14 protein-coding genes are annotated in these 14,209 nt (G+C 73.6%); 7 read left to right on the top strand and 7 right to left on the bottom strand.

Going from position 1 to position 14,209, the window contains the following annotated elements; all coding sequences use genetic code 11:
* The first annotated feature begins 43 nt into the window (after positions 1-43).
* The 4 genes from AB0O29_RS13585 to hutH all read left to right on the top strand — a co-directional run bounded on the left by AB0O29_RS13585 (position 44) and on the right by hutH (position 4,977).
* Positions 44-1,201 (top strand): adenylate/guanylate cyclase domain-containing protein, encoded by a 1,158-nt coding sequence (locus AB0O29_RS13585; protein ID WP_365150844.1) that lies wholly within the window; start codon positions 44-46, stop codon positions 1,199-1,201.
* Between the two features lie 31 nt (positions 1,202-1,232).
* On the top strand, positions 1,233-2,042 hold the full coding sequence (locus AB0O29_RS13580) for an enoyl-CoA hydratase-related protein (RefSeq protein ID WP_365150841.1): 810 nt from the start codon (positions 1,233-1,235) through the stop codon (positions 2,040-2,042).
* 130 nt (positions 2,043-2,172) lie between these two features.
* Positions 2,173-3,288, top strand: coding sequence for a GGDEF domain-containing protein (locus tag AB0O29_RS13575; RefSeq protein ID WP_365150838.1), 1,116 nt, complete (start codon positions 2,173-2,175; stop codon positions 3,286-3,288).
* Between the two features lie 147 nt (positions 3,289-3,435).
* The gene (hutH, locus tag AB0O29_RS13570; protein WP_365150886.1) at positions 3,436-4,977 is read left to right on the top strand and encodes a histidine ammonia-lyase; all 1,542 of its coding nucleotides are present in this window, start codon (positions 3,436-3,438) and stop codon (positions 4,975-4,977) included.
* A gap of 82 nt (positions 4,978-5,059) precedes the next feature.
* Here hutH and AB0O29_RS13565 read toward each other — a convergent pair whose 3' ends face one another.
* Positions 5,060-5,386, bottom strand: coding sequence for a hypothetical protein (locus AB0O29_RS13565; protein WP_365150835.1), 327 nt, complete (start codon positions 5,384-5,386; stop codon positions 5,060-5,062).
* Between the two features lie 164 nt (positions 5,387-5,550).
* Between AB0O29_RS13565 and AB0O29_RS13560 the strand changes: the two genes are divergently transcribed.
* Together AB0O29_RS13560 and AB0O29_RS13555 are read left to right on the top strand one after the other, a co-directional pair.
* Positions 5,551-5,835 (top strand): hypothetical protein, encoded by a 285-nt coding sequence (locus tag AB0O29_RS13560; protein ID WP_365150832.1) that lies wholly within the window; start codon positions 5,551-5,553, stop codon positions 5,833-5,835.
* A 145-nt stretch (positions 5,836-5,980) separates the two neighbouring features.
* A complete protein-coding gene (locus tag AB0O29_RS13555) occupies positions 5,981-7,237 on the top strand; it encodes an Ig-like domain-containing protein (protein ID WP_365150829.1) in 1,257 nt (418 codons plus the stop codon).
* A gap of 87 nt (positions 7,238-7,324) precedes the next feature.
* On the opposite strand, the gene AB0O29_RS13550 is transcribed toward AB0O29_RS13555, so the two are convergent.
* Positions 7,325-8,227 (bottom strand): helix-turn-helix transcriptional regulator, encoded by a 903-nt coding sequence (locus tag AB0O29_RS13550; protein WP_365150826.1) that lies wholly within the window; start codon positions 8,225-8,227, stop codon positions 7,325-7,327.
* 196 nt (positions 8,228-8,423) lie between these two features.
* Between AB0O29_RS13550 and AB0O29_RS13545 the strand changes: the two genes are divergently transcribed.
* Entirely contained in the window at positions 8,424-9,470 is a 1,047-nt protein-coding gene (locus AB0O29_RS13545; protein ID WP_365150823.1) for an NAD(P)-dependent alcohol dehydrogenase, read from the top strand.
* Here the strand turns inward: AB0O29_RS13545 and AB0O29_RS13540 are convergent.
* From AB0O29_RS13540 to AB0O29_RS13520, 5 genes are all read right to left on the bottom strand, one after another.
* Complete coding sequence (locus tag AB0O29_RS13540; RefSeq protein ID WP_365150820.1) at positions 9,437-9,826, bottom strand: MerR family transcriptional regulator; 390 nt, start codon at positions 9,824-9,826, stop codon at positions 9,437-9,439. The genes AB0O29_RS13545 and AB0O29_RS13540 overlap by 34 nt on opposite strands.
* 12 nt (positions 9,827-9,838) lie before the next feature.
* Positions 9,839-10,603 carry an SDR family oxidoreductase gene (locus tag AB0O29_RS13535; protein WP_365150817.1) on the bottom strand — a complete coding sequence of 255 codons (765 nt, stop codon included), beginning with the start codon at positions 10,601-10,603 and terminating at the stop codon, positions 9,839-9,841.
* A 50-nt stretch (positions 10,604-10,653) separates the two neighbouring features.
* Entirely contained in the window at positions 10,654-11,322 is a 669-nt protein-coding gene (gene msrA / locus AB0O29_RS13530; RefSeq protein ID WP_365150814.1) for a peptide-methionine (S)-S-oxide reductase MsrA, read from the bottom strand.
* A gap of 100 nt (positions 11,323-11,422) precedes the next feature.
* A complete protein-coding gene (locus AB0O29_RS13525) occupies positions 11,423-12,565 on the bottom strand; it encodes a hypothetical protein (protein ID WP_365150811.1) in 1,143 nt (380 codons plus the stop codon).
* On the bottom strand, positions 12,562-14,160 hold the full coding sequence (locus AB0O29_RS13520; RefSeq protein WP_365150808.1) for a M48 family metalloprotease: 1,599 nt from the start codon (positions 14,158-14,160) through the stop codon (positions 12,562-12,564). The genes AB0O29_RS13525 and AB0O29_RS13520 overlap by 4 nt, the downstream gene beginning before the upstream one ends.
* Positions 14,161-14,209: the final 49 nt, after the last annotated feature.

Below are 14,209 nucleotides of genomic sequence, written 5' to 3'. Positions count from 1 at the left end.
CGGGCTCCCCGGATTGCGCACGGAAATGGACAGGAGGCGGCCCTTGACCGTCGGCGACTCTACGTCCAGCGCGTCCTCCTCCGGCTCCGCGGGCAGTCCCGGAACCCCGATCGGGCGGGACCAGCACACCCCGTTCCACGAGGTCGACCACGCCGCGCAGCCCACGGCCGATCCGCTCGCCATCCGGTTGGAGCAGCTCATCCTGGGCGCCGAGCGGCGCTACACGCCCTTCCAGGCGGCCCGCAGCGCCGGGGTGTCGATGGAGCTGGCCTCCCGCTTCTGGCGGGCCATGGGCTTCGCGGACATCGGGCAGGCCAAGGCCCTGACGGAGGCCGACGTGCTGGCGCTGCGGCGGCTCGCCGGACTGGTGGAGGCCGGGCTGCTCAGCGAGCCGATGGCGGTGCAGGTGGCGCGGTCCACGGGCCAGACCACCGCCCGGCTGGCGGAATGGCAGATCGACTCCTTCCTGGAGGGGCTGACGGAGCCGCCGGAGCCCGGGATGACCCGTACGGAGGTCACCTACCCGCTGGTCGAGCTGTTGCTGCCGGAGCTGGAGGAGTTCCTCGTCTACGTGTGGCGCCGCCAGCTCGCGGCGGCCACGGGCCGGGTGGTGCAGGTCGCGGACGACGAGGAGATGGTCGACCGGCGGCTCGCGGTGGGCTTCGCGGACCTGGTGGGCTTCACCCGGCTCACCCGGCGGCTGGAGGAGGAGGAGCTCGGCGAGCTGGTCGAGGCCTTCGAGACGACGGCGGCGGACCTGGTCGCCGCGCACGGCGGCCGGCTGATCAAGACGCTGGGCGACGAGGTGCTGTACGCGGCCGACGACGCGGCGACGGCGGCGGAGATCGCGCTGCGGCTGATCGAGACGATGGAGGCGGACGCGCAGATGCCGGAGCTGCGCGTCGGCATAGCGTTCGGGACGGTCACGACCCGGATGGGCGACGTCTTCGGGACGACGGTGAACCTGGCGAGCCGGCTGACCTCGATAGCGCCGAAGGACGCGGTGCTGGTGGACGGCGCGATGGCCGAGGAGCTGAGCCGCACGGGTGCGGCGCCGAAGTCCGAGAAGGACGCCGAGAACGAGGTGGGCGGCGGCTCGTACCGTTTCGCGCTCCAGCCGATGTGGCAGCGGCCGGTGCGCGGACTGGGTGTCGTGGAGCCCTGGTCGTTGACGCGGCGGACGCCTAAGATCCCCGGGTAACGTCCGTTAACTTTTCCGGGGAGAGTGTGCCGTGGGCGGGAACGAAGCCCGTTTCGGGGAGTTCGTGGCGGTCCGGCGGCACGGTGACCGCGGGGTGGTCGCGGAGCTGGTGCTGGACCGGCCCAAGGCGATGAACGCCGTCTCGACGGAGATGGCGCGCTCGATCTCCGCCGCGTGCGACGCGCTCGCCGCCGATCCCGGCGTACGGGTCGTGGTGCTGTCCTCCACCCATGAGCGGGCCTTCTGCGTGGGCGCGGACCTCAAGGAGCGCAACTCGCTGTCGGACGCCGAGCTGGTGCGGCAGCGGCCGACCACCCGGGGGGCGTACGGGGGCGTGCTGGAGCTGCCCATGCCGACCGTGGCCGCGGTGCACGGCTTCGCGCTGGGCGGCGGCTTCGAGCTGGCGCTGGCCTGCGACGTGATCGTGGCCGACGAGACGGCGGTCGTGGGGCTGCCGGAGGTGTCGGTGGGCGTGATCCCCGGAGGCGGGGGCACGCAGCTGCTGCCGCGCCGGGTCGGGGCGGCCCGGGCCGCCGAGCTGATCTTCACGGCCCGCCGGGTGGAGGCGGCCGAGGCGCTGTCCCTGGGGCTGGTCGACGAGGTGGCGCCGGCCGGCTGGGACCGTGACCGGGCCCTGGAGCTGGCGACGGCGATGGCGGCGAACTCCCCGGTCGGGCTGCGCGCGGCCAAGCGGGCGCTGCGGCTGGGGCACGGGATGGACCTGGCGGCGGGGCTGGAGATCGAGGACGCGGCCTGGCGGACGGTGGCCTTCTCGGGCGACCGGGCGGAGGGCGTGGCGGCGTTCAACGAGAAGCGCAAGCCGGAGTGGCCGGGTCAGTAGGGGCGGAACCCGCGGGACCCGTGGAAATCGCGGAGCCTGTGGAAATCGCGGAACCCGCGGGACCGCTTTCCGCGCCGCCAAACTCGTGGCATCCATCACTTAATCGGATAAAACTCCCTAATCTGGGGTGATGGGAGTTGACGGACGGCTTCGGGCCGTCGTGGGCCTCGCGCAGGCCATGGCGGCGGCCTGCGCGCCGCGGGACAGTGTCCGGGCCGCGGCCCGGGGGGCCCGGCTCGCGCTGGACGGGTCCTTCGCCGCCATCTCCGCCTGGGAGCGGGAGCGGGGCCGGCTGCGGGTCCTGGTGAACGAGGGGGAGCTGCGGCCCGGGGAGGAGGAGTTCCCCGAGGACGAGTCCTACCCCGTGCACGACTTCCCCGAGATCACCGAGTTCCTGCACGAGCGCTGGGTCGGCGGCGGCGGGCCCCACGCCTGGGTGGACTCCGCCGACGGCGGCCGGCCCGGGCGCCGGGGCGCGGCGCTGCGGGCGCGCGGGCGCGGGACGTGCGTGGTCGCGCCGATCGTGCTCTCCGGGCGGGCGTGGGGGGAGCTGTACGTCGCCCGGGACGAGGGGCTGCCCGGGTTCGACGGGACCGACGCGGAGTTCGCGACCGTCCTGGCGGCCGTCGTGGCGGCCGGGCTCGCGCAGAACGAGCGCCTGGAGGAGGCCCGGCGCCTCGCCTTCACGGACCCGCTGACCGGCCTGGCCAACCGGCGGGCCGTGGACATGCGGCTGGACGAGGCGCTGGAGGAGCACCGGCGCACGGGCGCGGTGGTCAGCCTGGTCGTCTGTGACCTGAACGGCCTCAAGAAGGTCAACGACACCCTCGGGCACGCGACGGGCGACCGGCTGCTGGAACGTTTCGGCTCGGTGCTGAGCCTGTGCGGGGCCATGCTCCCGGGCGCGCTCGTCGCACGGCTGGGCGGGGACGAGTTCTGCCTGGTCGGCGTCGGCCCGTCGGCGGACGAGGTGGTGCGGGTCACCGAGGAGGTGTGCGTACGGGCCGCCGCGCTGGAGCTGGGGGAGGGGGTGGCCTGCGGGGTGGCCTCCACCGGGGACCCGATCGGACCGGTGAAGTCCTCCCGGCGGCTGTTCCGGCTCGCCGACGCCGCGCAGTACAAGGCGAAGGCGGCCCGGTCGGCGGGCCCGGTGGTCGCGGGCCGGGACACGGCGGTGGTGCGGCTGGCCGACGCCGCGGCCCGCGAGGCGCCGGGCGAGCGGCGGCGGTTCCGGGGGCGGCAGTAGGGGCGACGGTGGGGGCGACGGCAGGGGCGGGGGCGGGGCGGGTGTGGCCCGAGGGGTTGATCCGTAAGGGGTAACCGGCGGACCCGATCGTGACATTCTCAGCTAGTGACATGAAGGGATTCAGTCCGTAGGGTGCTGAATATGGATATGCACACTGTCGTGGTGGGGACCTCCGGGACCACCGCCGAGGACGTCATCGCCGTCGCCCGAGGCAACGCGCGGATCGAGCTGTCCGGCGAGGCGCTCGAAGCCCTCGGCCGCGCCCGCGAGATCGTCGACGCGCTCGCCGCCAAGCCCGAGCCCGTGTACGGCGTCTCGACCGGCTTCGGCGCCCTCGCCTCCCGGCACATCAGCCCCGAGCTGCGCGCGCAGCTCCAGCGCAACATCGTCCGCTCGCACGCCGCCGGCATGGGCCCGCGCGTCGAGCGCGAGGTCGTCCGCGCCCTGATGTTCCTGCGCCTGAAGACGGTGGCCTCCGGGCACACCGGCGTACGGCCCTCCGTCGCCCAGACCATGGCCGACGTGCTCAACGCCGGCATCACCCCCGTCGTCCACGAGTACGGCTCCCTCGGCTGCTCCGGCGACCTCGCGCCCCTCTCCCACTGCGCCCTCGCGCTGATGGGCGAAGGCGACGCCGAGGGCCCCGACGGCGTCGTCCGCCCGGCCGGCGAACTCCTCGCCGAGCACGGCATCGAGCCCGTCGAACTCCGCGAGAAGGAGGGCCTCGCCCTCCTCAACGGCACCGACGGCATGCTCGGCATGCTCGTGATGGCCCTCGCCGACCTGCGGATGCTCTACACCTCCGCCGACATCACCGCCGCCCTCACCCTGGAGGCGCTGCTCGGCAGCGAGAAGGTCCTCGCCCCCGAACTGCACGCCATCCGCCCCCACCCCGGCCAGGGCGCCGCGGCCGCCAACATGGCCGCCGTCCTGAAGGGCTCCGGGCTCACCGGGCACTTCCAGGAGGAGTCCGCGCCGCGCGTGCAGGACGCCTACTCCGTGCGCTGCGCCCCGCAGGTCGCCGGCGCCGGCCGCGACACCATGGCGCACGCCGCCCTCGTCGCCTCCCGCGAGCTGGCCTCCGCCGTCGACAATCCGGTCGTCCTGCCCGACGGCCGCGTCGAGTCCAACGGCAACTTCCACGGCGCGCCCGTGGCCTACGTCCTGGACTTCCTGGCCATCGCGGCCGCGGACCTCGGCTCGATCGCCGAGCGCCGCACCGACCGGCTCCTCGACAAGAACCGCAGCCACGGCCTGCCGCCGTTCCTCGCGGACGACGCCGGCGTCGACTCCGGCCTGATGATCGCCCAGTACACGCAGGCCGCCCTGGTCAGCGAGATGAAGCGGCTCGCCGTGCCGGCCTCGGCCGACTCCATCCCCTCCTCCGCCATGCAGGAGGACCACGTCTCCATGGGCTGGTCGGCCGCGCGCAAGCTGCGCACCGCCGTCGACAACCTGACGCGCATCATCGCCATCGAGCTGTACGCGGCCACCCGCGCCCTGGAGCTGCGCCACGGCCTCACCCCGGCCCCGGCCAGCCAGGCCGCCGTCGCGGCGGCCCGCGCGGCGGGCGTCGAGGGCCCCGGCCCGGACCGCTTCCTGGCCCCCGACCTCGCGGCGGCCGACGCCTTCGTCCGCGCGGGCGGCCTGGTGGCGGCGGTGGAGCCGGTGACGGGTCCGCTGGCGTAAGCGCGCCGCGACCCCGCGACCGTGAAGGCCGCGCCCCCGGGGATCCCCCGGGGGCGCGGCCTTCGGCGTCGGCGGGCGGGGCCTACCCCATCCGGGACCTGCGGACCGAGAACGCGACGAAGCCCGCGCCCAGGCCCAGGCACAGGGTGCCGCCCAGGACGTACGGGGTGGTGTCGACGCTGCCCGTGTCGGCCAGGGAGAGGACCGTGACCGTCGCGGGGCGTTGTTCCGGGGCGATGGTGCCGTCACCGGTGCCGTCGCCCGTGACGGTGCCCGTGTTGGCGGCGGCCGGGGCTCCGGAGGAGGCCTGGGGCTGCGGCGCGGTGGCGTTCGCCGACGGGACGAACCAGAGGGCGGCGAGGAGGGTGGTCGCTCCGAGAGCGGTGAGCAGCGGTCGAGGTGCGGACACGGTGCGATCCCCCTTGCGGAAGCAGCGAATTGGCCGTGTGCGCAGATGCTAGTGAAAGGGGCGGGTCGCGGGAAAGTCGAGGCTGTCGCGGGCTTACTCTCCGTCGTATGAACCCTTCTGAGACATCACGTTACGTCCGGCTTCGGGTGGATTTGGTGCTTGAGGTGTCGGATTCCGACGCCCTCATCGGCGCCGCCCTCGCCCACATCAAGGCCGACGAGTTCATGCCGGACGAGGAGCGCGGGCACGCCGAGTCGGCCGTGCGGGAAGACGAGTCGGAGGCCCTCGCCTACCTCGTCGACCCCACTGACCTGGTCGCGGAGCTCGCCGGCGTGGAGCTGGCGCAGGCCTCCTGGAGCAGCGAACCCGTCGAATACGACCCCGAGTCCCTGGAGTGGGACCTGGACGAGGAAGATGGGGTCTTCGAAGGAGAGGCCGACAACGCCTGACCGTGGGGTTGCACACATTCGAACGGAGTGTGGAACCGAACCGCGTCGTTAACGCGTTGTCAGGACGTGCAGGGGGTTGATGCCCCCTGCCCGGCCCGATCCCGGGAATGCAGCCTCGGGGTTTCCGGCAACGATGGAGTGACGTGTGAGGACGTACAGCAAGCGGCGGCGACGGTCCCTGGTGGCCGTGTCCGCCGTGCTCGGTGGCGTACTGATGCTTTCGGCCTGCAATGACGGGGGTGCCGACAAGTCTCAGGGCGGGGACACGGGCAAGTCGCAGGCCGATGTCGACGCGGCGGCGGCGAAGGACGCTTCCAAGGCGAAGATAGCGATCACGCCGAAGGACGGTTCCAGCAACATACCGACGAACGACGGGACGAACGTCACCGTCAGCGACGGTACGCTCACCAAGGTCGAGTTGAAGAGCTCGGACGGCGCCGCGGTGGCGGGCAAGATCGCGGCCGACGGCAAGAGCTGGAAGCCGGACGCGGCCCTGAAGCGCTCCACGAAGTACGCGCTCGCGGCGACCGCGAAGGACGATTCCGGGCGCGAGGCGCACGAGAACTCCTCCTTCACCACGCTGTCGCCCGAGAACAGCTTCATCGGCGACTACACGCCGGAAGAGGGCCAGACCGTCGGCGTGGGCATGCCGGTCTCGATCAACTTCAACAAGCCCATCAAGGACATGAAGGCCGTCCAGGCGGGCATCACGGTCACCTCCAGCAGCGGCCAGGAGGTCGTCGGCCACTGGTTCGGCAACCAGCGCCTGGACTTCCGTCCGGAGCAGTACTGGCAGGCCAACTCCACGGTGACCCTGAAGCTGGCGCTCCAGGGCGTCCAGGGCGCCCCCGGCGTCATGGGCGTGCAGAACAAGACCGTCACCTTCAAGATCGGCCGGAGCCAGGTCTCCACGGTCGACACGAAGACCAAGAAGATGACGGTCACCCGCGACGGGCAGGTCCTCAAGACCATCCCGATCTCGGCGGGCTCCCCGGAGAACCCGACCTACAACGGTCAGATGGTGATCTCCGAGAAGTTCAAGGAGACCCGGATGGACGGTTCCACCGTGGGCTTCAAGAACAGCGAGGGCAAGGGCGAGTACGACATCAAGGACGTCCCGCACGCGATGCGGCTGTCCACGTCGGGCACGTTCATCCACGGCAACTACTGGGGTGCCGACTCGATCTTCGGCAGCGTGAACACCAGCCACGGCTGTGTCGGCCTGAACGACGCCAAGGGCGCCAACGACCCGGACACCGCCGGTTCGTGGTTCTTCGAGAACTCGCTCATCGGCGACGTGGTCACCGTGGTGAACTCCCCGGACAAGACCATCAAGCCGGACAACGGCCTGAACGGCTGGAACATGAGCTGGGCGGAGTGGAAGGCCGGTCCGTCCGCCTGACGTGCGCCCGACGTGACGTGCGTCCGATGTGACGCCTGAACGCCGAACGGCGGGAAGTCCCCGGGGACTTCCCGCCGTTCGGCGTTCTCAGGCGCGCTCCTCCGCCGGCGCCGGCGCCGGCGCCGGGGCGGACGGCGGAGCCGCCGGCGGCGCCGTCCACGAGGACAGCAGGCGCAGGGCGTCCGCCGACGGGGAGCCCGGCTCCGGGTGGAAGGTGACGAGGAACTGCGCCGGGTCGTCCGGCAGGGTCAGCGTCTCGAAGGCCAGCTCCAGCTCGCCGACCAGCGGGTGCCGCAGCCGCTTCACCCCGTGCGTCTTGTCGGCCACCGTGTGTGCCGCCCACAGCCGGCGGAACTCCTCGTTCTTCACCGACAGCTCCCCGACCAGCGCCGTCAGCTGCTCGTCGTCGGGGTGCTGGCCGGCGTAGAGCCGCAGGTTGCTGACCACCTCGCAGGCCCGGCACTCCCAGTCCGCGTACAGCTCCGCCGTCGCCGGGTCCAGGAACACCAGCCGGACCAGGTTCCGCTCCGCCGCCGGGTGCGCGCCGAAGTCACCGAAGACGGCCGCCGCCAGCCGGTTCCAGCCGATCACGTCCTGGCGCCGCCCGACCAGGTACGCCGGTACGCCCTCCATGGCGTCCAGCAGCGTGCGCAGCTCCGGGCGGACCTGCTGGGGGCGCCGGGAGCGGCCGCGGCCGCGGGTGCGGGGGCTCGCCAGGTGGTTCAGGTGCGCCGCCTCCGTGTCGCCCAGCCGCAGCGCCCGCGCGACGGCGTCCAGGACCTCCGCCGACACGTTGTGGCCGTGGCCCTGCTCCAGGCGCGTGTAGTACGCCACCGACACCCCGGCCAGCTGTGCCAGCTCCTCCCGGCGCAGCCCCGGGACCCGGCGGCGCCCGTAGTCGGGCAGGCCCACGTCCTCGGGGCGCAGCCGGGCGCGGCAGGCACGCAGGAAGTCGCCCAGTTCGGCTCGTTGGTCGAGGTGCTGGTCCATAGCGCAAGTATCCGCGCCGCCGCGGCCCGGCGCGGGGCTCAGCCTGACCCCCTCAGGGGTAGGTCCGCCAGTCCTACCCTCAACAGGGGGCTGGGTGGCGCGGGCGGGCGGAGGCATGGTGGTGGCATCGCGTTACGGACGCCCCGGCCGGCTCTTCCCGGCCGCCGGCGTCCTCGTTCGTCCGAGGAGAGCACCCATGTCCGTCACCCAGGCAGCCGCCTACGCCGCCCCCGCCCCCAAGGCCCCGCTGGAGCGCACGACCGTGCCGCGCCGGCCGGTCGGCGAGCACGACGTCCTCATCGAGATCAAGTACGCCGGCATCTGCCACTCCGACATCCACCAGGCCCGCGACGGCTGGGGCGAGGGCATCTTCCCCATGGTCCCGGGCCACGAGATCGCGGGCGTGGTCACCGAGGCCGGTGCGGGCGTCACGCGGTTCGCCGTCGGCGACCGGGTCGGCGTCGGCTGCATGGTCGACAGCTGCCGCGCGTGCGAGTACTGCCTGGCCGGGCAGGAGCAGCACTGCGTGCAGGGGATGACCGGCACGTACAACGCCCTCGACCGGAATGGCGAGCCGACGTACGGCGGCTACTCCACGCACCTGGTCGTCGACGAGAACTACGCCGTCCGCATCCCCGAGGGCCTCGCCCTCGACGTCGCGGCGCCGCTGCTGTGCGCCGGCATCACCCTGTACTCCCCGCTGAAGCGCTGGGGCGCCGGCCCGGGCAAGAAGGTCGCGGTCGTCGGGCTGGGCGGCCTCGGGCACATGGGCGTGAAGATCGCGCACGCGCTGGGCGCGGAGGTGACCGTCCTGTCGCAGTCCCTGCGCAAGAAGGACGACGGCCTGCGGCTGGGCGCCGACCACTACCACGCGACCGCCGACGAGGCCACGTTCCAGGAGCTGCGGGGCCGCTTCGACCTGATCGTGTCGACCGTCTCGGCCCCGCTCGGCCTCGACCGCTACCTGTCCCTGCTGCGGGTCGGCGGCGCGCTGGTGAACGTCGGCGCCCCGGAGGAGCCGGTGGAGCTGAACCTGTTCTCGGTCATCGGCGGCAACAAGACCCTGGCGGGCTCGATGATCGGCGGCATCGCCGAGACCCAGGAGATGCTCGACTTCTGCGCCGCGCACGGGCTGGGCTCGGAGATCGAGGTGATCGCCGCGGACCGGATCAACGAGGCGTACGAACGCGTCCTGTCGAGCGACGTCCGCTACCGCTTCGTGATCGACGCCTCGACGATCTGACCGGCGGCGGGGTCGGCCTTCTCCAGCGCCCCGCGCAGCCGGTCGCGCGCGGCCGTCTGCGCGGCGATGCGGGCCTCCAGGACGGCGAGCCGCCGCCGGGCCACCGCCAGCCCCTCGGGGGAGGGCGGCCCGGCGGCGACGTCGCCGTCCAGGCATGACAGGAAGACGCGCACGTCGTCCAGGGTGAGCCCCGCGTCGAGCAGGGTCCGGATGTTGCGGACGCGGGTGACGGCACCCGCTCCGTAGACCCGGTAGCCGTTCGGCGCCCGCTCGGAGGAGAGCAGCCCGGCGCCCTCGTAGTGGCGCAGGGCGCGGGCGCTCGTGGAGGTGGCCGCGGCCAGTTCCCCTATCAGCATCCGGCCATGGTCTCAGGCCACCGACGCGCCCCCGTCGACCGGGACCACGACGCCGGTGAGGAAGGAGGCGGCCGGGTCCGCGAGCCGGCGCACCGCCCAGGCGATCTCCTCGGGCCGCCCGATCCGCCCCAGCGGGGTGTGCGCCACCTGCCAGGCCCGTACCCCGGCGGCCCGCTCGGGGCTCAGCCCCTGGTGCTCGCCGATCGGCGTGTCCACCGCGCCCGGCGCCACGGCGACGACCCGGACGCCGCGCGGTGCGAGTTCCACGGCCCAGCTGCGGGTGAGGGTGTCCAGGGCGGCCTTCGTGGCGGCGTAGACGGACGCCCCGGGCCACGCCCGCAGCCCCACGGCCGTGCTCACGTTGACGACGACCCCCGCCCCGGACGCCGTGAGCGCGGGCAGCGCGGCCTGGGTGAGCAGGACCGGCGCCACGAGGTTGACCTCCAGCTGCCGCGCGACGTCGCCGGCGGCCACCGCGCCGAGGGCGCCGGCGCGCACGATCCCGGCGTTGTTGACGAGCACGTCGAGCCGCCCGTACGCCCGGAGCACCTCACGGACGATCCGCTCGGGCTCCCCGGCGCCGGTGACGTCCCCGGCCAGCACCCGGATCCCCGGAACCCCGTCGGCCGTCTCCGCCAGCGGCCCCTCCCGCCGCCCGACGGCGACCACCAGATCCCCGCCGGCGGCGAACCCCCGCGCGACGGCCCGCCCGATCCCGGTCCCGGCGCCCGTGACGAGGACGACGCGCGGACCGCTGCTGCTCTTGTCGATGTCCATGGCGACAGCGAACAACCCTGCCGCCGGTGACAAGGTCAAGCCCGGGCGGGCTACGCCCCCGGTGCCGGGGCCACGCCGATCGGGCAGGAGACGCCCGTGCCGCCGATGCCGCAGTAGCCGCCGGGGTTCTTGTCGAGGTACTGCTGGTGGTACGGCTCCGCCGGCCAGAAGGGGCGGGGCTGCGCCGGGAGGACGGCCGTGGTGATCGTGCCGTAGCCCGAGGACGTCAGGACGCGCTGGTAGGCGTCGCGGGAGGCCTCGGCGGTCTTCTGGTGGGCGGGGGAGTGGGTGTAGACCGCCGAGCGGTACTGGGTGCCCACGTCGTTGCCCTGGCGGAAGCCCTGGGTGGGGTCGTGGGACTCCCAGAAGAGCTTCAGCAGGGTCTCGTAGGAGACGACGGCGGGGTCGAAGACCACGCGGACGACCTCCGTGTGGCCGGTCTGGCCCGAGCAGACCTCGTCGTACGACGGGTTCTCCGTGTAGCCGCCCTGGTAGCCGGCCAGGGTGGTCCACACCCCGGGGGTCTGCCAGAACTTGCGCTCCGCGCCCCAGAAGCAGCCCAGGCCGAAGTCGGCGACCTCCAGGCCCTCCGGGTAGGGGCCGGCCAGCGGGTTGCCGAGGACCGTGTGGCGTTCGGGCAGGGAGAACTGCGCTTCGGCGCGGCCCCTCAGGGCCTCCTCGCGGGTGGGCAGCTCGGGCGTGCGGCGGTACGAGAACATGGAATTCCCTCCTTGTGGGAGGGACAACGGCCGGGGAAGGGCGGGGATTCCCGGGGGCGGATCCCCGCCCTCCCCCGGGAAGCCCCGCCCGCCCCGGCGGTCACGCGTCCGGTGACGTCACGTCCACCGCCCAGTCACGGGCGTACAGGTAGCGCCGCTTCGGCTCCCCGGCGTACGTCCACGGCACGGCGCCGATGTACCCGTCGACGTGCCGGAACTGCTCGACCGCCTCCGCGTCACGGTCCTGCCAGAACAGCAGGTAGGCCAGCATGTGCCGCATCCGCGGGGTGCCGGGGTGCGCGTCGCCGGCGGCGGCCAGGTCCGCGAGGGCCGCGTCCACGGCGGCGACGATCTCCGGCTCCTTGTAGTACGTCTCCGGCAGGAGGTCGTCCTCCCACTCCTCCTGCTCGAAGTAGGCCAGGAGCGGGAGCAGGGTCAGCAGGTCGCCCGGCTTGCCGGCGGCCGCCGACGCGCGGGCGTACTCCATGGCCAGCTCGTGCGAGCCCCGCCACTTCGCGCACCAGTACTGCAGGCCCGCGACGTGCGACCACAGCACGCGCGGGGCGCGTCCGGTGATCCGCTCCCACAGCTCCCGGTACTCCTCGTGCGAGTAGCCCAGGCCCATGGCGATGGCCTGCTCGACCACGTACGGGGAGGGGTCCGCGGGACCGGCCAGCCGCTGGGCCTCGTGCGCGTCGTTCCGCGCCCTGGTGAGCAGCTCGCGGAAGAGGCGGAACTGCTCCTGCGTGGTGCCGGCGCCGGACTGGCTGCCGCGCACGTTCCAGGCCACCATGACGCTGGTGTCGGCGTTGACCAGCGCCGCGGTGGGGTCCGCGGGCCGGGCCGCGCGCCAGGCCAGCAGCCAGGCGTCGTCCTCCGCGGCGGCCTCGGCCAGGGCGCGCACCCGCTCCAGCCGCTCCTGCCAGTCCTCGCCGGCGGCCTCGGCGTAGGCCGCGGCGGCCTCCCAGTCGCCGGAGCGGGCGGCTTCGAGGACGGCGAGGCGCCCGGCCGGGACCGGCGCCGGGTGGTCGGTGTCGAGGCGGTCCTCCGCGACGAAGCCCTGCGCGGCGGCCGCGGCCGCCTTGCGGGCGCTCTCGTCGGCGCGGCCGGCCTCGGCCCGGGCGTCCAGGACGCCGATCTCGGCTTCGAGCCGTTTGGCCTTGCGGATGAGAAACACCCCGCGCAGCACCCAGCAGACGACGGCCAGCAGCAGGACGCCGATGACGGCGAGTACGACGGTCACGGGGCGAGCACCAGCTTCCGCAGGAGTCCGGTGTCGGGCAGGTCGGCGACGGCCGCGTCCAGGGCGGGGCCGAGCTCGTCCTCGAAACCGGGAACGGGGTAGGACAGGGCGGCCGAGTCCGACCAGGACAGCTCCCAGCGGGCGGCGCCGCGGGCGAGCAGTTCGACGGTGACCAGCCGTTCGAGGGCGCGCCGGACGACCGGGCGGGCGAACTCGCGGGCGGTGCGGCCGGTCGCGGCCCGGGCCTCGTCGGACCTGGGGAACCGCTCGGCGATCCGCCAGCGCACCGCCGGGTCGGCGTCGATGGCGTCGAGCAGGGCGTCCAGGCCGGGGCCGGCGCCCTCGGCGGTGAGGGCCTCGCGGACCTCCTCGGCGCCCCGGCCGACGTAGGTGGTCATCGACCGGTGGACGAGCTCGTCCCAGTCCACGCGGGTGAGCGCGAGGGCCTCGGGGGTGAGGACGGCCTGCTCCAGCGCGGCCAGCGCCTCCTGCGGGGAGGAGAGCAGCTCCAGGGACGGGCGGGCCGCCTGGCCGGTGCGGCCGTCGTCGGGCAGGGCCTCGATGCGGGCCACGCGCTCGGCGAGGGCCGGGTGGGAGTCGTACGGGGAGGCGGGCTCGGTGGACAGCTCGCGGCGCATCTCCTCCAGCTCGGCGGACCGGGCGTCGAGGAGGTGGCGCAGCCCGCCGAAGACCTGGCCGGGGCCCGGCAGCAGGCCGGCGCCGACGCCGAGGGTGGCGTACGAGCGCATGTAGAAGCCGTGCGCCGAGTCGAGGGCGTTCAGCTCGCGCAGCGCGGAGGCGGCGGAGTCGCGGCCGGCGACGCGGACCGAGGCGAGGTCGGCGGCGAGTTCCTGGCGGCGCGAGGAGGAGAGGGTGGCGCGCATGTAGAAGTGGGCGTACCCGGTGTAGATCTTCGCCATGGCGCGGTACGAGATGCCCGCGCCGTCGGTGTCGATCTCCTTGGCCTTCTTGCCCTTGGCGATCCGCTTCTCGGCGCGCTTCTCCTGCTTGGCGCGCTCCTTGGCCTCGGTGTTGTCCGCGCGGTCGTGGAAGTGGCCGATGGTGCGCATCAGCTGGGCGCGGCCGCGGGCGATGAGCGGGGTGAGGCGGGTGTCGAGGTTGGCGTAGTGGCCCATCTCGTGGGCCAGGACGGCGCGCAGCTGCATCTCGTCCAGGCCGGTCATCAGGGGCAGGCCGAGGTAGAGGCGGCGGGTGCCGGAGCGCAGGCCGAGGAGCCTCGCGTCCTCGGAGACGGCGGCGTTGACCTCGTCGATCAGCAGGATCTCGTCCGGGGCGCGGGTGCCGACCTGCTCGGCGATCTCGCGGACGGCCGCCCACAGGGCGGGCTCCTGCGCCTCGGCGACGCGGACGCCGGGCAGCGGGTCCGCCTTGGGGGTGCGGAGCATGAACATGCCGCGCACGATCGGGACGGCGAGGACGAGGGTGCCGATGACGATCTTGCCGGCGAGTGCGCCGTTCAGCCAGGCGGCGGCGGCCCAGTCGGCGAGTCCGAGGACGGCGAGCAGGATGAGGCCGAGCAGGTAGAAGCCTGCGAGCAGGACGAGGGCGCGCAGAGCGCGCAGCGAAGCGCCCATATGGACGGGATCCCCCCACGGGATGGTGCGGTTTTGACGCGCACTTGGT

Source organism: Streptomyces sp. NPDC089915 (assembly GCF_040684675.1).
In the GTDB taxonomy this organism is placed as follows: Bacteria; Actinomycetota; Actinomycetes; order Streptomycetales; family Streptomycetaceae; genus Streptomyces.
This window is presented reverse-complemented; position numbering and strand designations above follow the sequence as displayed.

Coding starts and splice junctions, on each gene's coding strand:
- AB0O29_RS13575 (WP_365150838.1), top strand. CDS start 2,173: ATGGGAGTTGACGGACGGCTTCGGGCCGTCGTGGGCCTCGCGCAGGCC.
- msrA (WP_365150814.1), bottom strand. CDS start 11,322: ATGTTCTCGTACCGCCGCACGCCCGAGCTGCCCACCCGCGAGGAGGCC.
- AB0O29_RS13520 (WP_365150808.1), bottom strand. CDS start 14,160: ATGGGCGCTTCGCTGCGCGCTCTGCGCGCCCTCGTCCTGCTCGCAGGC.
- hutH (WP_365150886.1), top strand. CDS start 3,436: ATGCACACTGTCGTGGTGGGGACCTCCGGGACCACCGCCGAGGACGTC.
- AB0O29_RS13550 (WP_365150826.1), bottom strand. CDS start 8,227: ATGGACCAGCACCTCGACCAACGAGCCGAACTGGGCGACTTCCTGCGT.
- AB0O29_RS13535 (WP_365150817.1), bottom strand. CDS start 10,603: ATGGACATCGACAAGAGCAGCAGCGGTCCGCGCGTCGTCCTCGTCACG.
- AB0O29_RS13540 (WP_365150820.1), bottom strand. CDS start 9,826: ATGCTGATAGGGGAACTGGCCGCGGCCACCTCCACGAGCGCCCGCGCC.
- AB0O29_RS13545 (WP_365150823.1), top strand. CDS start 8,424: ATGTCCGTCACCCAGGCAGCCGCCTACGCCGCCCCCGCCCCCAAGGCC.